The 25,897-nt window shown below is 38.2% G+C and carries 23 protein-coding genes and 1 tRNA gene; 11 read left to right on the forward strand and 13 right to left on the reverse strand.

What is annotated here, in order from left to right; genetic code table 11:
* Positions 1-15: 15 nt before the first annotated feature.
* Complete coding sequence (locus NU09_RS15835; protein WP_129752286.1) at positions 16-1,680, reverse strand: T9SS type A sorting domain-containing protein; 1,665 nt, start codon at positions 1,678-1,680, stop codon at positions 16-18.
* A 173-nt stretch (positions 1,681-1,853) separates the two neighbouring features.
* Between NU09_RS15835 and NU09_RS15840 the strand changes: the two genes are divergently transcribed.
* Positions 1,854-2,495: an O-methyltransferase gene (locus tag NU09_RS15840; RefSeq protein WP_129752287.1), complete on the forward strand. Its 642-nt coding sequence runs from the start codon at positions 1,854-1,856 to the stop codon at positions 2,493-2,495.
* On the opposite strand, the gene NU09_RS15845 is transcribed toward NU09_RS15840, so the two are convergent.
* From NU09_RS15845 to NU09_RS15875, 7 genes are all read right to left on the reverse strand, one after another.
* Complete coding sequence (locus NU09_RS15845; RefSeq protein ID WP_129752288.1) at positions 2,454-3,068, reverse strand: phosphatase PAP2 family protein; 615 nt, start codon at positions 3,066-3,068, stop codon at positions 2,454-2,456. The genes NU09_RS15840 and NU09_RS15845 overlap by 42 nt on opposite strands.
* On the reverse strand, positions 3,069-3,380 hold the full coding sequence (locus tag NU09_RS15850; protein WP_129752289.1) for a twin-arginine translocase TatA/TatE family subunit: 312 nt from the start codon (positions 3,378-3,380) through the stop codon (positions 3,069-3,071). It abuts the gene before it with no gap.
* Positions 3,381-3,472: 92 nt separating this feature from the next.
* Positions 3,473-5,704, reverse strand: coding sequence for a M1 family metallopeptidase (locus NU09_RS15855; RefSeq protein WP_129752290.1), 2,232 nt, complete (start codon positions 5,702-5,704; stop codon positions 3,473-3,475).
* Positions 5,705-5,712: 8 nt separating this feature from the next.
* Positions 5,713-6,183: a DUF6702 family protein gene (locus tag NU09_RS15860; RefSeq protein ID WP_129752291.1), complete on the reverse strand. Its 471-nt coding sequence runs from the start codon at positions 6,181-6,183 to the stop codon at positions 5,713-5,715.
* Positions 6,184-6,239: 56 nt separating this feature from the next.
* Positions 6,240-7,010, reverse strand: coding sequence for a hypothetical protein (locus NU09_RS15865; protein ID WP_129752292.1), 771 nt, complete (start codon positions 7,008-7,010; stop codon positions 6,240-6,242).
* Positions 7,011-7,089: 79 nt separating this feature from the next.
* Positions 7,090-7,842 (reverse strand): hypothetical protein, encoded by a 753-nt coding sequence (locus tag NU09_RS15870; protein WP_129752293.1) that lies wholly within the window; start codon positions 7,840-7,842, stop codon positions 7,090-7,092.
* On the reverse strand, positions 7,832-8,644 hold the full coding sequence (locus NU09_RS15875; RefSeq protein WP_129752294.1) for a hypothetical protein: 813 nt from the start codon (positions 8,642-8,644) through the stop codon (positions 7,832-7,834). The genes NU09_RS15870 and NU09_RS15875 overlap by 11 nt, the downstream gene beginning before the upstream one ends.
* A 110-nt stretch (positions 8,645-8,754) precedes the next feature.
* On the opposite strand from NU09_RS15875, the gene pepE reads away from it, so the two are divergent.
* On the forward strand, positions 8,755-9,462 hold the full coding sequence (gene pepE, locus NU09_RS15880) for a dipeptidase PepE (RefSeq protein ID WP_129752295.1): 708 nt from the start codon (positions 8,755-8,757) through the stop codon (positions 9,460-9,462).
* Positions 9,463-9,570: 108 nt separating this feature from the next.
* Here the strand turns inward: pepE and NU09_RS15885 are convergent.
* Positions 9,571-9,643, reverse strand: a tRNA-Gly gene (locus tag NU09_RS15885).
* Between the two features lie 128 nt (positions 9,644-9,771).
* Between NU09_RS15885 and NU09_RS15890 the strand changes: the two genes are divergently transcribed.
* A complete protein-coding gene (locus NU09_RS15890) occupies positions 9,772-10,209 on the forward strand; it encodes a GNAT family N-acetyltransferase (protein ID WP_129752296.1) in 438 nt (145 codons plus the stop codon).
* A gap of 167 nt (positions 10,210-10,376) precedes the next feature.
* Positions 10,377-11,891 (forward strand): murein L,D-transpeptidase, encoded by a 1,515-nt coding sequence (locus NU09_RS15895; RefSeq protein WP_165357707.1) that lies wholly within the window; start codon positions 10,377-10,379, stop codon positions 11,889-11,891.
* Here the strand turns inward: NU09_RS15895 and NU09_RS15900 are convergent.
* The gene (locus NU09_RS15900) at positions 11,880-12,599 is read right to left on the reverse strand and encodes a murein L,D-transpeptidase catalytic domain family protein (RefSeq protein ID WP_129752298.1); all 720 of its coding nucleotides are present in this window, start codon (positions 12,597-12,599) and stop codon (positions 11,880-11,882) included. The two genes, NU09_RS15895 and NU09_RS15900, sit on opposite strands and share 12 nt — an antisense overlap.
* Positions 12,600-12,964: 365 nt before the next feature.
* Here NU09_RS15900 and gpmI point away from each other — a divergent pair, with 365 nt between their 5' ends.
* Entirely contained in the window at positions 12,965-14,485 is a 1,521-nt protein-coding gene (gene gpmI / locus NU09_RS15905) for a 2,3-bisphosphoglycerate-independent phosphoglycerate mutase (RefSeq protein ID WP_129752299.1), read from the forward strand.
* Between the two features lie 32 nt (positions 14,486-14,517).
* Here the strand turns inward: gpmI and NU09_RS15910 are convergent, their stop codons facing one another.
* The gene (locus NU09_RS15910) at positions 14,518-15,792 is read right to left on the reverse strand and encodes an acetyl-CoA hydrolase/transferase family protein (RefSeq protein WP_129752300.1); all 1,275 of its coding nucleotides are present in this window, start codon (positions 15,790-15,792) and stop codon (positions 14,518-14,520) included.
* Positions 15,793-15,920: 128 nt separating this feature from the next.
* Here NU09_RS15910 and map point away from each other — a divergent pair, with 128 nt between their 5' ends.
* A complete protein-coding gene (gene map, locus NU09_RS15915) occupies positions 15,921-16,739 on the forward strand; it encodes a type I methionyl aminopeptidase (RefSeq protein WP_129752301.1) in 819 nt (272 codons plus the stop codon).
* Positions 16,739-17,506 (forward strand): class I SAM-dependent methyltransferase, encoded by a 768-nt coding sequence (locus NU09_RS15920; protein WP_129752302.1) that lies wholly within the window; start codon positions 16,739-16,741, stop codon positions 17,504-17,506. The genes map and NU09_RS15920 overlap by 1 nt, the downstream gene beginning before the upstream one ends.
* Here NU09_RS15920 and NU09_RS15925 read toward each other — a convergent pair.
* Positions 17,503-20,325, reverse strand: a complete 2,823-nt coding sequence (locus NU09_RS15925; RefSeq protein ID WP_129752303.1) for a M16 family metallopeptidase — start codon at positions 20,323-20,325, stop codon at positions 17,503-17,505. The two genes, NU09_RS15920 and NU09_RS15925, sit on opposite strands and share 4 nt — an antisense overlap.
* Positions 20,326-20,502: 177 nt before the next feature.
* Here NU09_RS15925 and NU09_RS15930 point away from each other — a divergent pair, with 177 nt between their 5' ends.
* The 3 genes from NU09_RS15930 to pruA all read left to right on the forward strand — a co-directional run bounded on the left by NU09_RS15930 (position 20,503) and on the right by pruA (position 24,008).
* Positions 20,503-21,774 (forward strand): DUF5103 domain-containing protein, encoded by a 1,272-nt coding sequence (locus NU09_RS15930; protein ID WP_129752304.1) that lies wholly within the window; start codon positions 20,503-20,505, stop codon positions 21,772-21,774.
* A gap of 103 nt (positions 21,775-21,877) precedes the next feature.
* Complete coding sequence (gene apaG, locus NU09_RS15935; RefSeq protein ID WP_129752305.1) at positions 21,878-22,264, forward strand: Co2+/Mg2+ efflux protein ApaG; 387 nt, start codon at positions 21,878-21,880, stop codon at positions 22,262-22,264.
* A 112-nt stretch (positions 22,265-22,376) separates the two neighbouring features.
* On the forward strand, positions 22,377-24,008 hold the full coding sequence (pruA, locus tag NU09_RS15940; RefSeq protein ID WP_129752306.1) for an L-glutamate gamma-semialdehyde dehydrogenase: 1,632 nt from the start codon (positions 22,377-22,379) through the stop codon (positions 24,006-24,008).
* 40 nt (positions 24,009-24,048) lie between these two features.
* On the opposite strand, the gene rsmG is transcribed toward pruA, so the two are convergent.
* Positions 24,049-24,678: a 16S rRNA (guanine(527)-N(7))-methyltransferase RsmG gene (gene rsmG / locus NU09_RS15945; protein WP_129752307.1), complete on the reverse strand. Its 630-nt coding sequence runs from the start codon at positions 24,676-24,678 to the stop codon at positions 24,049-24,051.
* A 116-nt stretch (positions 24,679-24,794) separates the two neighbouring features.
* Here rsmG and NU09_RS15950 point away from each other — a divergent pair, with 116 nt between their 5' ends.
* Positions 24,795-25,889 (forward strand): fatty acid desaturase family protein, encoded by a 1,095-nt coding sequence (locus NU09_RS15950; RefSeq protein ID WP_129752308.1) that lies wholly within the window; start codon positions 24,795-24,797, stop codon positions 25,887-25,889.
* Positions 25,890-25,897 lie beyond the last annotated feature (8 nt).

Consider the following 25,897-nt stretch of genomic DNA (forward strand, 5'->3'; position numbering starts at 1 on the left):
ATAATACAATCTGTATTATTCTTTCACGATTTTACGTGTAAGGGTTTTGTTTGCAGCAGCATCTGTTAGCCTTAAAATATAAACACCGTTAGCTTTTGCCGTCATGTCTATTGTATTGTTAGCACTATCAATTTTTCCTGACTGAACCGCCTGACCTAATACATTGTAAACCTCATATTGAAGAGCAGAAGCATCGTCAGTTAATGAAACCGTAAACAAACCGTTTGAAGGGTTAGGGTAAACTTTAATTTCATTTACAGGACTCACAACGTCAGACACCCCAAGCAACGGAGAATAATAATCCAGTGTAGTCGATGATGTATTGTTAGGGTCTAACCAGTCTCTTAGCCTGTTTGAAGAAGATGAACCTGTACTCCATGATTTATTAAACCTACCGTAATAATCACCAAAACCATTACCATTAGTACTGTTACCATTGTTAGCACATTCAGAATTACCTCCAAGAAGCTGACCTCTTATTCTTCCGTTGTTGTCAAATAAAGGAGAACCTGATGAACCTCCCTCAGTAACACCTTTTTCCCAACTTACTACTTCCCATGTATCTATATTACCCATATCACCTGCATTAATTGTAGTCGAAACAGGTGACCCGGTATCAAGAGATACTTTCATTATATCTCCGGAAGGATGGTGTATACCAAAAGATTTTGTTGGAGTTGTAGTACTTCTGTCCCATCCGGCAAAAACCAAATCCCAGGAAGAATCAATAGGCCCTGTTATTTGTACCAAACAAAAATCACTCCCTGCACGGTGTGCTTTTAACTGAGCACCACTTACTGTATGATAGTCAATATTATTTAAACTGTTTGAAGTCGTTGCACAAGAAGTTGTAGTGCTTATCCAGTTAAAACGGAAAGACCACTGACTAGGATTAACTGTTCCAAACTCATTCTCATAACAGTGGTTAGCTGTTAAAAAATAAGGTGTACCATCGTTATTAACATTATTTACAAGCGCTCCTGTACATAAACCACCTCCAATAATAATTTTAGCAACAGACTTTTTATTAATGTCCTTAAGGTCATCTATGCCACTACCCATAGTGCAGTTAACATCATAATGACAGTTACCAGAATCATTCAGCTCATTTGTTCCTTTTAAGATATCATCAGCTGTTCTGTATCCGTGTATAAGTTTGTAAAACTCAAGTTTACCTTCATTTTTATGAGCTGCAGGCTCATAATACTCTACCCAAACATCTTCTCCGTTAACTAACCATGTCCCTAAAACCCTTTCAGGGTTATTTTGCTTAGCATCATAAGCACCCAGCACATCTTTTCTGTCGTTACTATACAGATAAAGAGAAGCTCCTTCCGGCATATAAAAATCACTAAACAGGAAATTCATGGTTTTAGCACCTTCAGAATAAAAACGTATTCTCCATATACGATCACCGTTTTCAAGTGTTTGCCAGTGCCCACTGTTTGCAAGGTTATAGTCTACTACAAACTCATAGCCAAACCTGTAAGGGATATCCATTCTTCCCTGATTCCTTAAATCTTCCTGCTCAATTTTAGCAAGATCAAAAGAAGGCATAACTATAGGCGCAACGCCGTCAAGATTGTCAAACTCCCAGCCTTTTGGAGTAGCATCATTGCTTAACTGAGCATTCCCTATAGCAAATACACTGATAAGCAATAAAGTAAAAAAATTTTTCATAATTAATTTTTGCAGTTTTAAGGCGCTAAAAATACTCTTTAAATATTATTTATTTAACGAAAAAAATAATTTTAACGCGTTAAAACAACACATTTACCGCTTAACCCAATATATACTTCACAAAAAAACCTACTGTTTTTTCCTTATTTTTGCATTATCCAAAAAACAATACTATGCATTTTATATCAGAAGAACTGGAGGATTATGCTGCTTTTCATAGTGAAAATGAGCCCGAACTTTTAAAAGCCCTTAACAGGGAAACCCACCAAAAGATATTACAGCCAAGAATGCTTAGTGGGCATTTTCAGGGCAGGGTTTTAAGTCTTCTGTCAAAACTGGTAAATCCTAAAAACATATTAGAGATAGGCACATATACCGGCTATGCAACATTATGCCTTGCTGAAGGACTAAAGAAAGACGGAGAGCTTGATACTATTGATGTAAATGAGGAACTTGTGGATTTTCAAAGAAAATACTTCGATCTTTCTGATTATAAAAACCAGATCCATCAACACTTAGGGAGTGCGCTTGACATAATACCTCAACTTAATAAAAAGTTTGACCTTGTATTTATAGATGCCGATAAGGAAAACTACATTAATTACTTTAATATGATAGTACCCATGATGAATAAGGGGGGTATCATTCTTTCTGACAACGTGCTATGGAGTGGTAAGGTATTAGAACCAGTTAAACCTAACGATAAAAGCACTAAAGTACTATTGGAATATAATAAGATTCTTAAAGATGACCCAAGGATAGAGACCGTGTTATTACCTATCAGAGATGGGCTCACTGTTAGTAGGGTTATCTAAATTTTCCTTTTGCTCAGGAAACAATTTATCCCTTAAATAACGGTAAAGCAATAGCATTAACGAGGCCGTGAATATACCCCATACAAAACCGGAAAGTATATCCCCCGGATAATGAAGGGCTAAATATATCCTGCTGTAAGCAAATATAAGTGGCCATAAAAATATAAAGCCCATATATTTAAGATAAGGCCTTAATACATGATACAAAAAGAAGGCACATGCCATTGAGTTTGATGCATGACCCGAGAAAAAGCTATAGGAAGCACTGTACTTAAAACCTCTTACATACCCTGCTATTTCAGGATTATTTAGCGGACGAAGCCTTTGAACCGTATTTTTAAACAGATTAGTCGTCTGATCGGTAAGTGTTATTAAAAGAGATATAAGTATAATGACTAAAAGAGCATGTCTCCATCCTAACCTTTTGAAGGCAAGATACAGGATAAGTGCAAAAACAGGTATCCAGTTGAATTGTTTTGTAATAAAGAGCCAGAAACCATCGAAAGTTTCTGTACCAAGCGAATTCAAATAAACTAAGAGGTTCTTATCCTGTTCAAGGAGCCAGTCAAGCATTTATCGTATACGTTTTATAGGCCCGGAGGCATCTTCTATATCTTCTTTAACTTTATTTATTTCCTGATTGATATCAGTTGTAATATTACCACCGGTCCTGTTTACGTCAGAACCTAAATCGGTAAATGTTCTTTTTATATCATTCATGTCGGCACTTTTATTAATCTCCGACTTAATTTCGTTGGTGGCGTTTTTAAGCTGTTTCATTCCCTTACCTAAAGTACGTGCTATTTCGGGTATTCTGTCAGACCCAAACAGCATAAGTACTACCATTATGATAAAGAAAAGCTCTCCTCCTCCTATTCCAAACATAACTTCAGATTTTATATTACAAATGTAGTTATATTTACGTTGTTTGCTCTGCTAAAGATGTTTAATTATCTTTTTTTAGCCGATTTTAACTATTACCTGCCTTCTAGTTCATCAAATTTAGATTTCACCTCTTCTTTAGGCCAAACATTATTGCTTACATCAATATCTGCTGTTAATAATTTAGGGTCAAGCGTAATCTTTTTCACCTTTTTCTCCACAGCAAAAACACGCGAAGCAGTTTGGTTATTCATACGCCATATCTGTACCGGGAAATTAAAGTTTTCTGAAGAGCCATCTTCATAGGTAAGCTCAACAAGTATTGGCATTAACATATTACCCGGCTTATTAAAGGTCACTTCATAAAAGTAATTCGGCTGCTTTAATTCTGCCTGTTCCGCTCCTGTAAAATTTTCATTCACATAATCAGAAAGAAGTTTAATATCCTGTGCTTTTTTAGCTTTCCCGTCATTTTCTGAAACCATGTATACAAAGGGCCCTTTATCTCTTCCAAACCTACCTCTTTTTACGGAAAAATCATCCATATCCGCAGGTCTTTCATCAGTTACATAAAACTGTTTTACTTCCTGAATGCCTAAATCAACATAGTCTGTAGAATAGAACCATCCTCTCCAAAACCAGTCAAGATCTACTGCAGAGGCATCTTCCATAGTCCTGAAAAAATCCTCTGGTGTAGGGTGTTTAAATTTCCAACGGTTTGCGTAGGTTTTAAAAGCATAGTCAAACAGCTCATGCCCCATAACAACCTCGCGAAGTATATTTAATCCTGTTGCCGGCTTGGCATATGCATTGTTACCAAACTGAAACAGTGATTCTGAGTTCGTCATAATGGGTGCGATAGATTTTTGATTACCGCTCATGTAAGGCACAATTTTAGCCGCAGGTCCTCTGGAAGAAGGATAATCTTCTTCAAACTCCTGCTCTGTAAGGTATTCCAAAAAGGTATTAAGACCTTCATCCATCCATGTCCACTGACGCTCATCAGAGTTAACTATCATAGGGAAGAAATTATGCCCCACCTCGTGTATAATAACGCTGGTCATACCATATTTAATTCTTTCGCTAACAAAACCGTTTTCATCAGGACGCCCGTAATTCCAACATATCATAGGGTACTCCATCCCCTGGTCTTCTGCCGAAACAGAAACCGCTTTCGGATAAGGATAATCAAACGTATATTTTGAATAAGTTCTTAGTGTATGTGCCACTACCCTTGTAGACCTGTCTCCCCATAAAGGATTACTTTCTTTAGGATAAAGCGAAACAGCCATAGCTGTTTTACCCGAAAGCTGTACCGCCATAGCATCGTAGATAAACTTTCTTGAGGTTGAAAAAGCAAAATCCCTTACATTTTCAGCCTTAAACTTCCAGGTTTTCTTTTTATCGCTAAAACCTTTTTCTGCTTGCTCTGCCTCTTCCTGTGTTACAATAATCACGGGATTATCAAACGACTTTGTTGCCTGTTCGTAGCGTTTTACCTGTTCGGCAGTAAATACATCCTTACGGTTTGTAAGTTCGCCGGTAGCCTCCATAACGTGATCGGCAGGAACAGTAATGTTCACCTCAAAATTACCAAATGGAAGAGCAAACTCTCCTCCGCCCCAAAACTGCATGTTCTGCCAGCCTTCTACATCGTTATAAACAGCCATTCGCGGGTAGAACTGTGCAACTACATAAAGATTGTTACCATCTTTATCAAAATGTTCATAACCTGAACGTCCTCCTACTTTCCTATAATTATTTACATTATACCACCATTTAATGGAGAATGAAATCTTGTCTCCCGATTTTAATGGCTGCGGAAGATCAATCCTCATCATGGTTTGGTTAACTATATAATTAAGCGGGTTGCCTTTAGCATCTTTTACATATTCTATTTTAAAACCACCATCAAAGCCCTGCTCCATAAAATTTCTAGAAAAATTATCGGGCGGGTATGCCTTATTTACCCTTTGGTTTTCTACAAGAGGTGACTGTGAAGTTCTTGACCTTCTGTTTTGATCCAGCTGTACCCACAGGTAATCGAGATTTTCAGGTGAATTATTGTGATAGGTAATGGTTTCGTTACCATAAATTTTAGTATTCCTGTCATCCAGCTCTATATCCATTTTATAGTCGGCCTGCTGTTGGTAATAAGCAGGTCCCGGTGCACCCGATGCCGTACGGAACATATTTGGTGTAGCCATAAGATCATACATTTGGCTAAACCTGTTATTGTCATAGTGTCCCTGTTCCCTTTCGGTCTTTTCCTGTGCTGTTAATGGTAAAGAAGCCAGTGCGGCTAAAAAATATGCTAGTTTTTTCATGTCCTTAATTAATAGTCTAAAATGTCCTGCGGATTATCATTAGTAAGCAAAAGACTTTTTTTGTTACCGCCTATTTTTGAGTTTATGATATTTTGCTGCTCCGGATAAGCCTCAAATAGTATAGTGTTTCTAACCTCAAGTGTTTTTATTTTTTCTTTTGCTTCAGTAGTAATGTACAGTATAAGTATATCATCTTCGGTTTCACGCCCCAGTATTTTAAGAGTTTTAACCGTTCCGTTTACTTTTACCTGAAGTTTTTCGGCTACATACTGATTGATGTATTTATCGGCATCGGCAACTTCTTTTTTTGTACACAGGAAAAACTGCTTTTTATTCTTATCAGAAAGCGCCTTATCCAAATCATCAATAAAAATACGGGCAGTAATTTGCAGCTCTTTTTTTTCCGGAACCTGCTCCATCATAAAAACAGCCACATAGTATTTATGCACAGCGGCTGATGTTAGTACAGCTGCCAGCATAAAAAGGAACGTATATCGTATTATAACCTTCACGTTCCAAATGTAATAAAACTTATTTATTTCTCCATATTGCGGTACTCCTCACCTTTCTTAATAAGATAATCGGTAAGCTCAAACTCCTTATCGGGAGCCAGCAGTTTAGCCGACTCTTCACCATTATCACAATAAGCAAGGAAAAGGCCTATTTCTTCATGTTTGAGTTTAAGAGTTTCAGTAAAGAAATAGTAGGTAAATTTTTCCTGAGCGACCTCGCTAAAGGTCTTACCGTCAAGATACTCTTTTGTATAGTCTTTTTTACGCCCTTTGGGCTTAAATATCATGTCATATATTTTTACAAAATCCATACCGGGTAGTCGCGGCTCTGCACTTGGAAAGGCAGGATTCACAGGAATTTTGTCTACCACATCCACACCCTCCATGAGTTTTTTAGCTTCGAGATCGGATGTATAAATACGGGTTTTTATACCTTTACTGTCTTCTTCAAGATTACCTGTTAGTGTTGTTATAATAACTTCATCGAGCATTGTAACATCCAAATCCAGCTTTATGGTAAGCCTTTCATCGGTAAAATGATCTTCAACAAGTACAAGCATAGCAGGCCTAAAGGTCAGGCTCGAAAAATAAAGTGTATCGGCAGGCTGTGCATAAATGGTAAACAACCCATTATCATTGGTTATAGCCTTAATATTTGTATTTTTGTTAAGTACAGTAATATACTCCACCTTAAGGGAATCGGCCACTACCTTACCTCGCAGTAGTTTCCTCCCTTCCTGACTAAACATTAAAACCGGAAACAAAACAGCCAAAAACAACAATAACTTCTTCATAATGCATATTTTTTTGTAATGAGAGAGGGCATTACATAAAGATACGAAATTTAACCGTTAAAGAGTATTAAGAAACTGCTTACTTCTCGACTTCTTCCAAAAGTATTTCCCTGTATTTTATAGCCAGATTACTTAAAATAAATTTTGCTTTTTGCTCATTCTTTTCCCTTAAAGCTTCAACAAGCGTTTTATCCTCAATGGCATAAAATACAAAACCACCGGCATAATCTTTAGGGATACCCAGTTTGGTTTCCATCTCTTCTTCGGTATACAAGCCGTACACCATCTCAAAAGCGGTTTCCTTCCCCTCGGTAACAACCTCTTTTTTAAGTCGTTTTGTTTTTCCTGTTATCGTGTTTATAACTGCATCAAAAGATTTACCTCCTCCCAATATACTCAAAACATCAAAAACCGATTTTATTTCTCCCGCAGTGTATAGCTTCTTCTCTGCAGGGGTATATTGTTTTTGTCCTTCCGGCACAATACCCATAGCTTCGGGATTCAGGTTTTCATACTTATTAATGACTACTTCTTCCAGTTCATAAGTACCTAAATCTACAATAAGCAATTGGTTAAAATCCTGTTCCCTTATAATTATCTTTCCGGTATATGGATTGGTTGTTTCTACCATTATAGTATCTGACACCGCTACATCCATAGTAAAATTCCCAAGCGTGTCGGTTTTTGTCTCCACCCGGGAATTTAAATTAACTACTCCCCTTTTTGGTATGGGAATACTGGCCGCAACAACTCTTCCTTTAATTGGTTTTCGCTGTTGTGCATTAACCGAGAGGGTTAAAAGAAAAACGATAATAAAAAATCTAATCTTCATTTGGTGTGGTTCTATCTGGTTTGGATACGGCAGTACTGTCCGATTTTTGTTCCGTTTCTATAAGGTTTCCATCCTTATCAATAACGCCGTCTTCTCTGAGCAGACCAAGGTATTGAACCGAAAGTCCGTTCATTAAGAATTTAGCCATTGTATTATTTTTTGCTTTTATGGCATCGGCAAATTGCTTATCTTCCACTATATAATATATAAATCCTCCCACATATTCCTCAGGAACCTTAAACTCTTTTACAATATCATCGGTATCATAAATATAGTTTATTTTAGCCATAAGCATTTCTTTCTTTTCATACTCAATGCCTTTTTTAAGTGCTTTTTTCTTTCCGTTTAAACTGTTTATTATACCATCTATACCATTACTTGCCGTAAAAAGCCTCCTTTCGGCAGGTGTATATCTTTTCTGGCCTTTAGGCACTATCCCTAAAGATTCTGCGGTTATATGGTTATAGTTTTCTATTACTACCTCATTCAGCATATTTACCATAGGCTCCAGCTCTACAAAAAACAGATTTTCACCTATATCCTCTTTTTCAACAACCACACGCCTGTCCTTAACCTGTATGGCCGAAAATATAAGTGTATCCTTAGGCTTTGCCATAATAGTAAAGTAACCTCCGGGTTGTGTTGTCACGGAAGCTTCGCTGTTTTTGTTAATTACATAAATGCCTTCAAGCTCATCGGCCTGCGATTTTATCTTGCCTTTAAGGGGTTTTCTTTCTTCTTCCTGAGCAAATGAAGGAGAAGCTATAAACAAGACTGTAAACAGAAAAAATAAATTTTTCAATGGTATAGGTAAATAGGTGACAATTATAAAAGAAAAGGATAAGATTACCTGAGAATTTGCAGGCTTGAAAATCTTTGTAACTTTACCTTTTCTTACTTACTGATAAACGAATGAAAAAAATAATTATTGCAAGTACCTCCACATTACACGGAGGCGGATACCTTGATTACCTAACCAATACACTTAAAGAACATTTTAAAAACTGTAGTTCCCTGCTTTTTGTACCCTATGCCAGGCCGGGAGGCATTAGCCATGATGATTATACCAAAAAAGCTACTGAGTTTTTCAGTTCTCTGGATATATCCGTAAAAGGGATTCATAAATTTGAAAACCCTGTAGAAGCGGTACAAAATGCTGAAGCTATTTTTACAGGCGGTGGAAATACCTTTCTTTTGGTAACGCAGCTATACCAAAACAAGGTAATGGATGCTATTAAGACAGCGGTCGAAAAAGGCACTCCTTATTTGGGCACCAGTGCAGGAAGCAATGTTTGTGGGCTTACCATGGAGACTACCAACGACATGCCTATTATCTATCCGCCAAGCTTTGATACATTAGGGCTGATTCCTTTTAATATCAATCCGCATTATTTAGATCCTATTGCAGGCTCAACCCATATGGGCGAAACACGCGAGACCCGTATTAAGGAATTCCATCAGTTTAACCCGCAGCCTGTATTAGGCCTTCGCGAAGGCAGCTGGCTTGAAGTTAACACAGATATCATAACCCTTAGAGGAAGCCTGCAGGCACGACTTTTCAGACAGAATACAGAACCTGAGGAAATAGAAACCGGGACAGATTTATCCTGGTTAAAATAAGACAATAAAAAAAGCAGCCGTTAAGCTGCTTTTTTTATTACCAGAAATAAGTTTCATAAATGGTATAAAAACAAAAACCCAAACTTTTCAGTTCGGGTTTTGATTTTGAGCGGAAGACGAGGCTCGAACTCGCGACAACCAGCTTGGAAGGCTGGAGCTCTACCAACTGAGCTACTTCCGCATTATTGTGGTGCAAATATACGTAATAAGATTTTACAGTTGCAAACTTTTTTTTAAAAAAATTTTCTCCTCAGCCCGCATTATTACTTAAAATATTTATTATTAATTTGTTATCAGAAAAAAAAATTCATGTATTCTGTAAAACAAATTACTTCTCAGCAAACTTATGCCGTAAGACAGCCCGTTTTAAGACCGGGAAAGCCTGTTGAATCCTGTATTTTTGATGGTGACGACTTTCCCCAAACCGTACATTTTGGTGTTTACGACTCAAATAACCTTGCAGGTATTGTCTCTGTATTCAGGGTTTCACATCCAGGCTTCTCCAATGCTAATCAATATCAGCTGCGCGGTATGGCCGTTTTACCTACCCACCAAAAGAAAGGACTAGGCGATTTACTACTTGTAGCTGCAGAAGATTACATAAAACAACAGGACGCAGACCTTATATGGTTTAATGCCCGTGAAGTGGCTGTTGGCTTTTACAGCAAGGCAGGATATACTATTTCGGGAGATTTATTTGAGATTCCAGCTGTGGGACCACATTACGTTATGTTTAAATTGGTATAATTGATTTTTAATTAAATCATCAATTATTTAACTAAAACGTTATCGTAATCTCGATTTTGTTTTGTAATTTTATTACAAACAATCACCCCATGATAGCCCGTGTCTACATTGCAGGCTTATTTTTTTTGCTGTCAGGATGCGCCAAGGATCCTCACACTGTAAAAAATTTGCCCGTAGCCAAGGCTCAGGAAATGGTTAAAATTCACCCAAACAACTCTCCTTTTACAATAGACAGCACTTACTTAGAAAGTTCGGCAAAAAACATAAGGGAATTTTACAAAGACAAAAAATATAAAGCCCTATGGACAGACGAAAAAGACAGAAAGACGCTGTTACTGTCTATAGCCTCAGTTGAACAGGATGGCCTGCAGCCCAACGACTATAACTACGATACACTTACCGCTTTTGAAAAAAATAAAGATTTAAACAAAAAACAAAGCGCAGCGTATGACGTTTTACTAACACAGTCGTTCTACAAGCTGGCACTACACTTATTTAAGGGAAAAATATCGGCTGCGTCGTTATATCCCGACTGGGCATTACAGCAAAAAAAACTGGATATAGGCCCACTGCTGGATGAAGCCCTTAAAAACCACACAGTGGATAAAATAATGGACCGCTGCAGGCCTCCTCATAAAACCTACGAAGGTTTACGTAAATGCCTGGCTTACCTAAACAGCATGCCGGACGACAGTTTATTACAGCCTGTAAACATAAAAGAATCGATAAAAGAAAATGATTCCCTTGACCAGGTTGTTTTAGTACGAAAAAGGCTTGCCTACTGGCGGGATCTAGAACAAAGCGACACCTTAAGCCCTGTTTATGAGACCAAAGCTATAGAAGCAGTTAAAAAATTCCAGGAGCGACACGGTATACTTCCCGACGGGGTTGTAGGCAAAAAAACCGCTGAAGCATTAAATATTACCCGGCAGCAACGCATAGAACAGGTAGTGGTTAACCTGGAACGCTGGCGTTGGTTTGCTTACGATTTTGGAGAAAAAGCCATATTAATAAACATTCCAGATTACAGGCTCGCCCTTATTGAAAATAATGACACCATAGCTACTCACAAAGTAGTGGTAGGAAGACCGGATAGACCTACCCCCATACTGGACTCAAAAATAAATTACCTTGTGGTAAACCCAACCTGGACAGTACCTCCTACCATACTGGAAAAAGACCTTACTCCAAAGGCTACTGATGATGTTAGCTATTTCACAAACAATAACCTTCGCATTTTTGACAAGGACAGCAATGAGGTTTTACCTGAAGACTGGAAACCGGAAATGGCTAAAAACTACAGGTATGTACAGGGATCGGGCAACAGTAATGCTCTGGGCAACATTAAGTTTAACTACAACAATCGCTTTTCGGTTTACCTGCATGATACCAATCACCGTGAAATGTTTGGCAGATCGTACAGGGCACTTAGTTCAGGCTGCGTAAGAGTACACAAACCGCTTGACCTTGCAGAAAAAATCCTGACGAAGGAAAACAGCGACTGGAATATGGACAAAATAAACGAAATGATTGCAGCCGGTGAGACCGAAAAAATCTACCTAAAAAAGACCAACAATGTACACCAGCTATACTGGACAGCCTGGATGGACAAAAATGGTCTTCAGTTTAGGAACGATATTTATAATCTCGATAAATTACTCTACGATAAATTAAGAAATTAATTTAGACGAGGCTGTGTACTTTTTAGACGGATAATAAATAAAAAGACACGATTTCCCCTGAATAAGACTAATAATCTCTTTAGTCACACCATTAGGTAATGCAGGACAACCAAGACTTCTACCCAGTCTTCTGTGTTGCTTAATAAAGCTTTCGCTTACATAGTCTGCACCGTGCATTACAACAGCTCTGTTTCTTGCATTGCTGTTAATGCCGTTTTCAAGACCATCAAGACGCATAGAAGATCCGTGCTTTCCGGTATAAAGTTCTCCGGTAGCATAAAAACCTAAGCTACTTTTGTTAGAGTTAGCCGCATTGGAAAAAGCCGTAGCAAACTCATCACCACTGTTTCTTCCGTGAGCCACAAGAGTATTGTACAAAATAGTTTTTGTACTCATATCTATAACCCAAAGTCTTTTAATATTGGAAGACTTGCTAAAGTCTATAAGCGTTAGCAGGTCTTTTTTAATCTTACCTTGTTGCTTAAGTAGTTTAAACCCTTCAAATGCTGTTTGAAAAGATTCAAAGTCAGGCATTGAAAAAGAATTAGACTCTATTTCATTATAAACCGACTCAGCAGTTACAATTGCAGCAGTTTCTGCAACCATTGGCAAAGCTTCCGGTTTAGATATGTTTTTGGTAGTAGTGGTAGTAGGTGAAGTTACAGCTGATAGTAAAAATAAAATTGACGTAAAAAAGTTGTAAATCATCTTCATTAATAGTTTTGCGTTTCTAACAGGTCGGCTAAAATAAATTAAAGTTTTCTAAACAAAAAACCCAACACTGTTAAAATCAGTTATTTAACATTTTCATTCGTAGTGACCATAAAAATCACTATCTCCCTCACACACAATAACGTTTTAACAACAAATCTATTATATTTTTAATAATAAAAAGTTAATTATTGCGATTCGCCTAATATTATACAAGTACCTTGCCAAAAACGATTATAAAATGAATTTTATGAAAAAATACACAAATTTAACATACAACTGCTTTGTGGTAAATGGCAATTTGGATGGAAAATAGTACTTTTAACCAAATTTTATTTAATCCGCAGAAATTAAAATAAGTCATGAACAAAAAAGTAATCCTGATGATACTTGACGGATGGGGGAAGTCTCCCGACCCTAAAGTATCTGCAATAGACAATGCAAACACTCCTTTTATAGATAGTTTATACACAAAATACCCCAATGCAACCCTTAGGACAGACGGGCTAAACGTTGGCCTTCCCGAAGGACAGATGGGTAACAGCGAAGTAGGACACATGAATCTTGGCGCAGGCCGCATCGTGTATCAGGATCTTGCAAAAATAAACTTAGCTGTACAAAACAAAACCCTTAATACAGAAAAACCTCTTGTTGACGCATTTAACTATGCCAAGCAAAACAATAAGAAAGTTCACTTTTTAGGCCTTGTTTCAAATGGTGGTGTACACTCGCACATAGAACACATTAAAGGTTTAGTTGATGCCGCAAAAAATGCAGGTGTAAGCAATACTTATATACATGCCTTTACAGACGGACGTGATGTAGACCCTAAATCAGGACTTGGTTTTATTACCGATCTTGAAAACTATATTAAAGACACACCAACAAAGCTGGCTTCTATAATAGGCCGCTATTATGCTATGGACCGCGACAGACGTTGGGAAAGAGTAAAACTGGCGTACGATTTACTGGTACACGGTTTAGGAATACCTTCTACCAATGCCGAACAAAGCATACAGCAAAGCTATGACGAAGGGGTTACCGATGAGTTCATCAAGCCTATTGTTATGACTACTGACGGAACTAACCCGATAGCTATAATTGAGGAAGGCGACGTAGTTATCTTCTTTAACTTTAGAACCGACAGGGGAAGACAGCTTACAGAGGCGCTTACACAAAGCGACTTCCATGAGCAGAACATGCACAAAATGAACTTGTACTATGTTACCATGACTAATTATGATGACAATTACAAAAACGTTCATGTAATATACGATAAGGACAACCTTACCCAAACATTAGGTGAAGTGGTTGCCAAAAACGGTAAAAAACAAATAAGGATAGCTGAGACCGAAAAGTATCCTCACGTTACTTTCTTCTTCTCAGGAGGACGTGAAGAGCCTTTTGAAGGTGAGTCAAGAATTTTATGTCCTTCACCAAAAGTTGCCACTTACGACCTGCAACCGGAAATGAGCGCTTACAGCCTTACCGAAAACTTAGTTCCAGAATTAAACAAACAGGAGGTAGATTTTGTTTGCCTTAACTTCGCTAACGGGGACATGGTAGGCCATACCGGAGTTATGGAAGCCGCCATAAGAGCATGTGAGGCTGTGGATGCCTGTGTGAAACAGGTGGTTGAAGCTGCTCTTGAAAACAACTACACTACTATTATAATTGCCGATCACGGTAACTGTGACACCATGATTAATCCTGACGGAAGCCCTAATACGGCACACACTACTAACCCGGTACCTATTATTTTAGTAGACAAAGACCTGAAATACATTAAAGACGGTATTTTAGGGGATATTGCCCCAACCATTTGTGAACTGATGGGCATACCACAACCGGAAGCCATGACACAACATTCGTTAGTATCTTAATAAATAACCCTGCCATTTGGCAGGGTTTCTTTTTATATATTCCTAAAGGATTCGTAATAACTTCGCTCTACAGTCTCCCTGTGGTCTGGGTGTGCAATATCGGTAAGTGCCTTAACCCTTTGAGTAAGTGTTTTACCATATAAATCGGCTATACCATATTCAGTTACTATATACTGAACATGAGAACGTGTGGTTACAACACCGGCTCCCTGCCTTAGGCAAGGTACAATTTTGCTTTCCCCTCTTTTAGTAACAGAAGGCAATGCTATAATAGCCCTCCCTCCTTCACTTAAAGAGGCTCCTCTTATAAAATCCATCTGCCCGCCTACTCCCGAATACATTCTGTAACCTATTGAGTCGGCACTAACCTGCCCGGTAACATCTACCTCAATGGCAGAATTAATGGCAACCATTTTAGGATTTCTCCTTATTACCGATGTATCATTTACAAAAGACGATTCGCGCATTTCAATAAAAGGGTTATCATTTACAAAATCGTACAGCCTTTGCGAACCTATAATAAAAGTAGCTAATGCCCTTCCTTTCGCAACCCCTTTGTAATTACTGTTTATTACATTACTCTCTATAAGGTCTATAACACCATCCGAAAACATTTCGGTATGCAGACCTAGGTCTTTATGGTTAACCAGTTTTTTTAATGCCGCATTTGGAATAGAGCCAATACCCATCTGTAGTGTACTTCTGTCGTCAATAAGCGAGGCCACATACTCCCCTATCTTATCTTCCTGCTCACTAATAGGAGCCGGATCGTGACCGTGAATAGGCACATCGGCTTCCACCATATAGTTAATTTCAGAAACATGGATAATACCATCTCCAAAAGTGCGCGGCATTCTTGGGTTAACCTGCGCGATTACAATTTTAGCATTCTCTATTGCTGCCATACTGGCCTCTACCGACACTCCTAACGAGCAATAGCCATGACTGTCGGGCGGGGTTACATGTATAAAAACCACATCAAGCGGCAACACCTGCTTTCTGAAAAGCCTTGGCAGCTCACTCAAAAAAACAGGAGTGTAAGATCCGTTTCCGGCTGCAATGGTGTGCCTTACATTTTTACCGATAAAAAATGAGTTTACAAAAAAACTGTCCTTTAGCTCGGGATTGGCATAAGGTGCCTCACCTTCGGTATGCAGGTGGCATACCTCAACATTACGCAGTTCTGCTGCCCTTTCAGCCAGTGCCTTTGTTAATACACCCGGCGTAGCGGCGGCGGCCTGTACATAAATCCTGTCTCCCGATTTTACTGTTTTTACTGCTTCATGAGCAGATACATATTTTGCCATACCTAAAATTTTAATGCAAAATTAGCCTCATATAAAGTTACAAAACATGATAAAACTCATGCCACAGGAGCTATTAAAAATAATCCGCAAGAATGTTGTACTTTTGTTCCCGGAAAAATTTTTAGAACATGATTATCCAAAAAACCAGAGAAGAAATTGAATTGATGCGCGAAAGTGCCCTTATTGTTTCTAAAACATTAGGTATGATCGCTTCAGAAATAAAACCGGGTGTAACTACCCTTCACCTTGATACGCTTGCCGAAGAATTTATTCGTGACCACGGTGCAGTACCGGGCTTTAAAGGCCTTTACGACTGCCCTTCAACACTTTTAACCAGTGTTAACGAACAGGTGGTACACGGTCTTCCTACAAACAGGCCTATTGAAGAAGGAGATATCGTATCGGTAGACTGTGGTGCTCTTAAAAATGAGTTTTACGGAGATCATGCTTATACTTTTGAAATAGGCGATGTGGCCGAAGAAACACGCAAACTGCTACAAATAACCAAAGAATCCCTTTACGTAGGTATAAGGGAATTTAAAATGGGTAACCGCGTGGAAGACGTAGGTAGCGCCATACAAAGATATACCGAAGCACACGGTTATGGTGTAGTGAGGGATCTTGTAGGCCACGGGCTTGGAAAAAAGATGCATGAAGAGCCTAATATGCCTAACTACGGTAAAAGAGGCCGTGGTAAGAAATTTATAGAGGGTATGGTAGTTGCCATAGAACCTATGATTAACATGAAGTCTAAAAATGTAAAGCAGCTTAAAGACGGCTGGACGATTGTTACTGCCGATGGAAAACCGAGTGCACACTTTGAGCATGACGTAGCCCTTGTAGACGGTAAGCCTGAACTGCTTTCCACTTTTGCATATATATACAAAGCGTTAGGCATTGAGTCTAACGAAGAGGATGAATTCAGAAAAGTGCCTCTTGTACTATAATGAAAAAGCTGTTTAAATTAGTTCTCAATACCATACCAAGACCTATACTTATAAGGCTTAGTTATGTTGCAAGGCCTGCATTGGCATTAGCACTGAAAGGTAATACCTATACCGATCCTATTGACGGCAAAAGCTTTAAAAGCTTTTTGCCGTACGGATACGGACATCAGCGCAATAATGTACTGGCGCCGGGTACACTTTCGCTGGAAAGGCACCGTCTTTTATGGCTGTACCTTAAAAATGAGACTGATTTTTTTACAGCCTTTAAAAAGGTATTGCACTTTGCTCCTGAACAGGCATTTTATAAGCGTTTCAGGAAACAAAAAAACCTCGACTATACCACTACCGATTTAAATTCACCCTTGGCTGATATTAAAGCAGATATCTGTAATCTTCCATTTGAGGATAACAGTTACGACCTTATACTTTGCAACCATGTTTTAGAGCATATCCCTGACGACACTAAAGCCATGGAGGAACTATACCGCATTATGAAACCGGGCGGAATGGGTATTTTTCAGATACCCCAGGATTTGAAACGCGAAACCACTTTTGAAGACAACACTATAACCGACCCTAAAGAACGCGCCAGAATATTTGGACAGTATGACCACGTAAGGGTTTATGGGCGCGATTATTTTGACAAACTGAGAAGTGTAGGTTTCCGTGTTGTGGAAGAGGATTACACAAAAAAAATCGCCCCAGCTGATGTGGAGCGATTTTGTCTTGCAAAGGGAGAAATTATCCCTGTATGTTATAAAGATTAATTTGTTTCCTCAGGCATAAGCATTGCTACTACCTTGTCTTTAGTGAGGTACTTTTTGGCAACCGCCTGCAAGTCTTTCGTTGTCAAGGCACTTACATTACTCTCAACCTTAAATATCTCATTTAAGTCTTCACCGGTATTGTAACACCAGTTAAAGTAGCTCATCCAATAATTGTTTTCTTTTATTTTCTTTTTGTAATCAAGAAGCTCACCTTCCTTAAATTTATTCAGGTCTTTTTCTTCAGGGCCATTTGCTATTATTTTATCAAGCTCCCTAAGTGCAGAGTTTGTAAGTTTTTCTGCATTTTCAGGCCCGCAAGGAAAACCTATGTTAAAGCTATACCAAGCGTAAGGCACTTTGCTTATACTACCGTTGGCATTAATACCATATACACCACTTTCGTTTTCCCTTAATTCTTCTAAAAGTTTAATCGTTAATACTTCTCCAAGGGCTTTCATAGCCAGAGCCTCTTTAGCGTCATATTTTGAAGCTTCTCCGTAAAACATTATTCTAACAGTACTTTTAGGATCAGTGCCCTTATTAACCACTTTTTTATGTTCTCCGCCCAAAAGCCTGTAACCCGGATCGGTCATCTTTTCTTTATCAGTTTTAACAGTAGGTAATGATGCAATATACTTAGCTGCATATTCTTCCATTTTGGCATCATCAATATTACCTATAAAATAAAACTCAAAGTCGGCCGCATTTGCAAAACGCTCTTTGTATTTTTCATAAGCCAGTTTATAATCTGCCTTGGCCCAGGTTTCTTTTGTTGGTATAATACCGTTAAACCTTGGATTGTCTTTATAAAGGAAAGAATAAAGTTCCTGCTGGAAATAGAACGATGGCTGTGAAGCCATATTATCAAAAAAGGCCGATTGCTTTTGCTTATAACCCTCAAAAGCCTCTTCATCATAATTCAAGTCAGTAAAATAAGCATACATCATCTGCATCATATACTCCATGTCTTTTGGGGTACAGCTACCATCCATCTGCTCTGTAGTACTTCCTACATAAGGAGAAACCCTGGCAATTTTACCTGTCATAAACTTATTGATATCATTAAGTTTTAAACCTGAAAAACCAGCTTCAGCAAGACCATTCATGGCAAACTGTATTTTATTGTACTCATCGTCAGAGTAAAGGTTATTACCTCCAAAGCTTATTGCCTTCATTATTATTTCGTCGTTTTTAAAGTCGGTTTTTTTGTATACCACTTTAGCACCGTTAGAAAGATATAAAGTAGTAGTACCTACTTCATCATCGTTCTCTTTCTTTAATATAGAACCGGCTACAACCTCATTTCTTAAAAGACTTGATGCAACCGCTGCATCTTCATAAGGAGTAATATTATCTACAGACATATCAATTACAGCCAATACTTCCTGTTCAGTAGGTTTTTTTAAGCCTTCTTTTTCAGGACCGGTAAAAATAACTACCCTATTATCTTTTTTAAGATACTTACCCGCTAATGCATTAATATTTTCCAGTGAAGCTTTATCCAGCAATTCTTTTGTTGCCTTATACTCCCACTCTATACCGGGCATAGGCTCTTTCTCAAGAAAATTAGACTGATATTCACTTACAAAACGTGAAGAATAGGTTTTATCTCTCTCGTTATAACTTTTCTCCAGATAAGCAAGTCTTTCTGTCTTAGCCCTTTCCAGCTCGCTTTGAGAGAAGCCATATTTCCTTACCCTCTCGCTTTCCTCTACAAGCACCCTTAAGGCATCCAGCTGCTTATCTTCTGATGTCATTGCAAAAGACATATAAGCCTCTTTTGACCTAACCATAGCACCACCGTGATAGCTGTATCCGAAAGTAAATGGCGGATTTGGTGAATTCCTAATCTCTTCAAGCCTGTTATTAAGCATTGTGGCAAACAATGACCTTTCAAGACTACTTTTATAATCGTTAACAGTCACTATTTTCTTAGGCTCTGTATAGTCTTTATAAAGTACCTGTACCTGAGAACCCGAAGCTTCCTTATCCGTCTCTATACAAACAAAAGTTTCCTCGTGGTTAGGAACATCAAATGTTTTTCTCGAGCGCTCTTTTTTAGGGTTCTTATAAGAAGAGAAATGATCTTTTATCTTCTTTTCCATAGCATCAACATCTATATCCCCCACTACAATAACCGCCATTAGGTCGGGCCTGTACCAGTCTTTATAGAAGTTTTTAATCTTATCATAAGTAAAATTCTCAAGGATTTCCTTTTGACCTATCGGCAAACGATTTGCATAATGTGATTTATACATTAATTTTGGCATGAATTGCTTCATCATTCTGTCGTCTGCCCCAAGCCCAAGGCGGTACTCTTCCAGCACAACACCTCTTTCTTTGTCAATTTCTTCAGGTGTAAGCACGGCGTTAAATGCCCAGTCTTCCAGTATACTGAATCCTTTTTCAAGTTTTTCCGCATCATCCGAAGGTATAGGCAGGAAATAGACCGTTTCATCAAAGCTGGTATAGGCATTAAGGTGCTGCCCGAATTTAACCCCGATACTTTGCAGGTAATCTACAAGTTCGTTTTTAGGAAAATGTTTCGTACCGTTAAAGCACATATGCTCCATAAAGTGAGCAAGCCCCTGCTGGTCGTCTTCCTCTAAAATAGAACCCGCATTTATAACAAGCCTAAGGTCTACCTTGTTTTCCGGCTTGGCGTTCTTTCTAATGTAATAGGTAAGTCCGTTTTTAAGTTTTCCTGTTCTTACGGCGGGATCAAACGGAATAGCAGAATCCCCTTTAAGGTCGATGTCCTGTGCTGAGGCAAGTAAAGGTGCAGCTACCAGAAACATCCATAATCTAATCTGTTTCATACAATTATATAGTTGGTTTGATTTTTTATTAACTTTAAAAATAACGATTTATTGCCTATAATTTATAGCAAATCCCTAAGTGTTAAAATAAATTTTAAGAATCCTAAATTTCTCTTATCTGCTTGTATATAATATATTTGCCTATATTTACGCTCGTTAAGTAATATTATTTAAGACATGCTTAAAGCACATATACGACTTGTTTTTCTAGTTCTGTTTTTACAATTACCACATATAACTAAAGCACAAACTCAGGTGCTTCAGGAAGTAGCCCCTCCTTATAACATTAAGACGGCTTCATTTATGAAAAACGGAGAAAACGTATATCCTTTCTTTAGGTTGGGAGACAATTTCCAGTTTGTGTTTGATGATCTTTTTGGCAATGAAGCCAACTATTACTATACACTTACGCATTGTAATTACGACTGGACCAAGTCTCAGTTAACGGTTAACGAATATCTTACAGGTTTTGACACACAGCGCATACAGACTTACCAAAACTCTTTTAACACCCTACAGATTTATTCGCACTATACATTAACCTTCCCTAATAAGTTTACTTCAATACGACTAACAGGAAACTATATACTTAACATACTTAACGAAGATAGGGAAGTTATACTGTCCAGACGCTTTATAGTGTATGAAGAGAAGGTGGCCGTACCCCTACAGGTAAAAAGAGCCAGAGGAATGAACGAAAGGGATGAGGCACACAACATGGACTTCTCCATTAAGACCAATGCCTTTATTTTCCAGACGCCGTTACAGAATGTAAAGGTAGGAATCTTTCAAAATGGGAGGTTTGACAATGCCATATACAATATTAAGCCACAATACACTATAGGCAACGACCTTATATACAGATATGATAAGGAAACACAGTTTTGGGCAGGTAACGAATACCTCTATTTTGACAATAAGGACATACGGAATGCCGTAAACAATATTGTAAGGGTAACCAGCGGTGAGATATATAATAACACACTCTACACCAACGAGGCACGAGCTAACAAGCCATACACCTATTATCCCGATATAAACGGAAACTTTGTCCCTAACAACATAAACCTTAGTGTTACCGACGTCAACTTAGAGTCAGACTATGCATGGATATTCTTTAAACTTGAGGCGCCCACTTTCTTTGAAAAAGAAGACATATATATAGGCGGCATGTTTAATAATTATGCCAAGACCGATGAATACAAAATGGAGTATAACGAGAAAACGGGCATCTATGAAAAAGCCGTAATGATAAAACAGGGCTTTACCAACTATATGTATATTGCTGCCAACGCCAAAGGAAAGGTGGACGGCAAAAATGCACCAGACGGTAATTTTTTTCAAACAGAGAACGATTATAACATTTTAGTATACTACAGAGAGAACAATGAACGTTATGATAGGGTAATTGGTTACGGATACGCCAATTCAGAAGATATTATAAACTAAATATCAGTTAGTTAAAAAATTCTTTCTGATAATTTAATATCGTAAATAAATCTAAAACAATAATTAATTCGTATTTTTGTTAGGCAATTTGGTTATGCAACATATGGTAACACAAATAACAAGAGGCATAAAGATTTCGGTTTCTACTAGTTTTGAAGGCACTTACTTTAAAAACTACAAGATTCATTTTGCCTTTACTTACGAGGTAACCATAGAAAACCAAAGCAAAGATTCCGTACAGTTAAATTCCCGCCACTGGGAAATTTACGACTCCCTTAATGATATTGAAATTGTAGACGGCGAAGGTGTAATAGGCAAAAAACCTGTTTTAAAACCGGGCGAAAAACACACTTACAGTTCCGGCTGTCTTTTGGCTTCTCCTTTTGGAGCCATGAGAGGTTATTTCAATATGATTAACTTTACTTCTACCCGAACTTTCAGGGTAATTATACCTACTTTCAGGTTAAGCGCTCCTTTTGCCCTTAATTAAAGTATTTTCAGGCATACCCATTCATCAGTGATTTTTTTGCAATTAAACAGCAGATTATTTCCGTATATTTGCATTACTAAAAATTTTTTAATTGCTTAAATTATAAATTATTATGCCAAAAGGAATATACAACGTACCCGAGGCTTTTAACGAACCCGTTAAATCTTATGCTCCCGGAACTACGGAAAGAGAGCAGGTACTGGCCACTTTTAAAGAACTTTACAACACTATAGTTGATGTACCTTTATATATTGGTACGGAAGAAATCCGTACAGGGAAGACAAAAACAATAAACCCTCCTTTTGATCACAAAAAAACGGTAGGTACTTACCATGAAGCAGAAAAAGAGCACGTGGTTAAAGCTATTGAAACTGCACTTGAAGCCCGCAAAAAATGGGCATCAATGGCTTGGGAGCAAAGAGCTTCTATCTTTCTTAAGGCAGCTGAGCTTTTAGCAGGTCCTTACCGTGCAAAAATTAACGCTGCTACCATGATAGCTCAGGCTAAAACAGTTCACCAGGCAGAAATTGATGCTGCTTGTGAGTTTATTGACTTCCTGCGTTTTAATGTAGAATATATGACACAGATATATGCTGAACAGCCTGTATCTTCAGACGGTATATGGAACAGAATGGAACACCGTCCGCTGGAAGGTTTCATTTATGCCATCACTCCGTTTAACTTTACTGCTATTGCAGGTAACCTTCCTGCCTCTCCTGCCCTAATGGGTAACGTAGTGGTATGGAAACCAAGTGCCGCCCAGGTTTACAGCGCTAATGTAATTATGGAAGTATTTAAACTTGCAGGATTACCTGACGGTGTAATAAACATGGTACACGGTGACCCTGTTATGATTACAGATACACTTTTAGAAAGCCCTGATTTTGCAGGAATACACTATACAGGTTCTACAGCCGTATTTAATGGTATTTGGGCAAAAATAGGTCAGAATATGGGTAAAGGCATTTACAAAACCTACCCAAGAATTGTAGGTGAAACAGGAGGTAAAGATTTCGTTCTTGCTCACCCTTCATCTATACCTGCACAGGTAGCAACAGGCCTTTCAAGAGGTGCTTTTGAATTCCAGGGACAAAAATGTTCTGCAGCTTCAAGAGCTTATATCCCTCAGTCAATATGGCCGGCTGTAAAAGACCAGCTTGTTGCTGATATCGCTTCAATGAAAATGGGTTCTCCGGAAAATCTTTCAAACTTCATTACATGTGTAATACACGAAGGTTCTTTTGATAAGCTTGCAAAATATATTGATGCGGCTAAAAACTCTCCTGAAGCCGAAATTATTGCAGGTGGTAAGTATGATAAATCTGTAGGTTACTTTATTGAGCCAACAGTTATTGTAACTACAAACCCTCAATATGAGACTATGCACACTGAGCTTTTTGGCCCGGTACTTACAATATATGTTTATGAGGATGCTAAATGGGAAGAAACCCTTAAACTTGTAGACGAAACTTCTCCATACGCTTTAACGGGAGCTATTTTCAGTCAGGATCGTTATGCTATAGAGCAGGCTACAAAAGCGCTTGAAAACTGCGCAGGTAACTTCTATATCAACGACAAGCCAACAGGTGCAGTTGTAGGACAACAGCCTTTTGGTGGCGCAAGAGCATCTGGAACTAACGACAAGGCAGGTTCAATCCTTAACCTTTTACGTTGGGTTTCTCCAAGAACAATTAAAGAAACATTTGTTCCGCCAACAGATTACAGATATCCTTTCTTAGGATAACATCATAAAAAAAGGCTTCCGAAACGGAAGCCTTTTTTATTTATATTTTATATTTCATTGCCAGGTGTACCACCTTTTTGGTCTCAAAAAATTCATCATTAAAAAACTCTGAAAGATCATAAAGCGTAGTTCTCTGAAAAACAGAAAGCTCTTCGGTAAGATCACCTCCTTTTAGATAAAGGATACCGTTTGGCAAATCATGATTCTGGTCTTTCTTCACCTTACCCCTAACCCACTTTACAAAATCGGGCATATTGGTAACGGCACGGCTCACAATAAAGTCAAACTCCTTATTTATCTTTTCAGCGCGCATCTGTTCGGCTTTTACATTCTTAAGTCCAAGTCCGGCAGCTACCTCGTTAACTACCTTTATCTTTTTTGCAATTACGTCTATTAGATAGAAATTGGTTTCAGGAAAAAGTATTGCAAGCGGTATTCCCGGAAAACCTCCACCAGTCCCTACGTCCATCACATCGGCACCCGGTTTAAACTTCATAACTTTAGCAATACCAAGTGAGTGTAATACATGTTTAGTATACAATGACTCGATATCCTTTCTGGAAATCACATTAATTTTTGCGTTCCATTCGGTATAAAGTTCTTCCAGTTTTGCGAATTGTTCTTTTTGCTTTTCGGTCAGATCCGGAAAATATCTAACAATCTCCTCCATCAATTTTAATTTTAGGCAAAAGTAAGCATTTTAAGCGCTAATTTTTACATCATTTTTTTCGTTTTGCTACTCATTAATAATTACCTTTGAAGCTTCTAGATTTGAAATATAAATACATGAATATCAACACTCCCGTTTTTTCTAAAAACGACTCAATAAAATTTTTCAGGACTCTAAACAAACGCGTAAACGACTACTTTAAAGAAAACAACCTGAAAAAAACCGGAAACTGGCAGCTGCATCTAAAAGCAATCGTAATGTTTGCCCTGTTTTTGGCTCCCTATTTTTTAATACTGACACTTAACCTGCCTGTTTGGGCACAGTTCCTTTTAACCATTGTTATGGGAGTAGGTATGGCCGGTGTGGGCATGAATGTAATGCACGACGGTAACCATGGCTCCTATTCTTCTAAATCGTGGTTAAATAACTTTATGGGCGGCAGTATTTACATCCTTGCAGGAAACGTATACAACTGGCAGGTACAGCACAATGTACTTCACCACACGTATACTAACATTCACGGGCATGATGAGGATCTTGATGCCGGAAGGGTAATACGTTTTTCACAAAGTGCAAAATGGAGAAGATTCCATAAATTTCAGCATTACTATTCCATTTTCCTTTACGGACTGCTTACTTTTAACTGGGCTATTACAACCGATATAAAACAAATGAGAAGGTATATTAAAAAAGGCCTTTCTTACGGTAAATTCCAGAGTCCGGTTAAACAATGGACGGTACTGGTAGTAACAAAACTTATTTATGTTGTGGTATGGCTTGCCATTCCTATGATTTTAGGCATTACATGGTGGAAAGTACTTATAGGCTTTTTTGTAATGCACTATACTGCCGGACTTATTTTAAGCGTGGTTTTCCAATTGGCACACGTTGTTGAAGAAACCGACAACCCTATACCGGGTGAAAACGGTGAGATAGAAAACACATGGGCAATACACCAGCTTTATACAACTGCCAATTTTGCTCCTAAAAACAAAATTGTAAACTGGTTTACCGGAGGATTAAACCACCAGATAGAACATCACATTTTTCCAAACATAAGCCATATTCACTATGGTGCTATTGCAAAAATCGTGAAACAAACCGCTAAAGAGCACAACCTGCCTTACCATGAGTTTAAAACCATGCGCAGCGCCATAGCGGCACACTTTAAGCATCTAAAAGAGCTGGGCATGAAACCCGCATTAAATTAATAATTTTA

The organism is Flavobacterium beibuense (assembly GCF_004151245.1).
In the GTDB taxonomy this organism is placed as follows: Bacteria; Bacteroidota; Bacteroidia; order Flavobacteriales; family Flavobacteriaceae; genus Flavobacterium; species Flavobacterium beibuense_A.

Bases quoted from the DNA above. Each gene is read 5' to 3' on its own strand.
- NU09_RS15835 (WP_129752286.1), bottom strand. From the start codon at position 1,680: ATGAAAAATTTTTTTACTTTATTGCTTATCAGTGTATTTGCTATAGGG.
- NU09_RS15840 (WP_129752287.1), top strand. From the start codon at position 1,854: ATGCATTTTATATCAGAAGAACTGGAGGATTATGCTGCTTTTCATAGT.
- NU09_RS15845 (WP_129752288.1), bottom strand. From the start codon at position 3,068: ATGCTTGACTGGCTCCTTGAACAGGATAAGAACCTCTTAGTTTATTTG.
- NU09_RS15850 (WP_129752289.1), bottom strand. From the start codon at position 3,380: ATGTTTGGAATAGGAGGAGGAGAGCTTTTCTTTATCATAATGGTAGTA.
- NU09_RS15855 (WP_129752290.1), bottom strand. From the start codon at position 5,704: ATGAAAAAACTAGCATATTTTTTAGCCGCACTGGCTTCTTTACCATTA.
- NU09_RS15860 (WP_129752291.1), bottom strand. From the start codon at position 6,183: ATGCTGGCAGCTGTACTAACATCAGCCGCTGTGCATAAATACTATGTG.
- NU09_RS15865 (WP_129752292.1), bottom strand. From the start codon at position 7,010: ATGAAGAAGTTATTGTTGTTTTTGGCTGTTTTGTTTCCGGTTTTAATG.
- NU09_RS15870 (WP_129752293.1), bottom strand. From the start codon at position 7,842: ATGAAGATTAGATTTTTTATTATCGTTTTTCTTTTAACCCTCTCGGTT.
- pepE (WP_129752295.1), top strand. From the start codon at position 8,755: ATGAAAAAAATAATTATTGCAAGTACCTCCACATTACACGGAGGCGGA.
- NU09_RS15890 (WP_129752296.1), top strand. From the start codon at position 9,772: ATGTATTCTGTAAAACAAATTACTTCTCAGCAAACTTATGCCGTAAGA.
- NU09_RS15900 (WP_129752298.1), bottom strand. From the start codon at position 12,599: ATGATTTACAACTTTTTTACGTCAATTTTATTTTTACTATCAGCTGTA.
- gpmI (WP_129752299.1), top strand. From the start codon at position 12,965: ATGAACAAAAAAGTAATCCTGATGATACTTGACGGATGGGGGAAGTCT.
- NU09_RS15910 (WP_129752300.1), bottom strand. From the start codon at position 15,792: ATGGCAAAATATGTATCTGCTCATGAAGCAGTAAAAACAGTAAAATCG.
- map (WP_129752301.1), top strand. From the start codon at position 15,921: ATGATTATCCAAAAAACCAGAGAAGAAATTGAATTGATGCGCGAAAGT.
- NU09_RS15920 (WP_129752302.1), top strand. From the start codon at position 16,739: ATGAAAAAGCTGTTTAAATTAGTTCTCAATACCATACCAAGACCTATA.
- NU09_RS15925 (WP_129752303.1), bottom strand. From the start codon at position 20,325: ATGAAACAGATTAGATTATGGATGTTTCTGGTAGCTGCACCTTTACTT.
- NU09_RS15930 (WP_129752304.1), top strand. From the start codon at position 20,503: ATGCTTAAAGCACATATACGACTTGTTTTTCTAGTTCTGTTTTTACAA.
- apaG (WP_129752305.1), top strand. From the start codon at position 21,878: ATGGTAACACAAATAACAAGAGGCATAAAGATTTCGGTTTCTACTAGT.
- pruA (WP_129752306.1), top strand. From the start codon at position 22,377: ATGCCAAAAGGAATATACAACGTACCCGAGGCTTTTAACGAACCCGTT.
- rsmG (WP_129752307.1), bottom strand. From the start codon at position 24,678: ATGGAGGAGATTGTTAGATATTTTCCGGATCTGACCGAAAAGCAAAAA.
- NU09_RS15950 (WP_129752308.1), top strand. From the start codon at position 24,795: ATGAATATCAACACTCCCGTTTTTTCTAAAAACGACTCAATAAAATTT.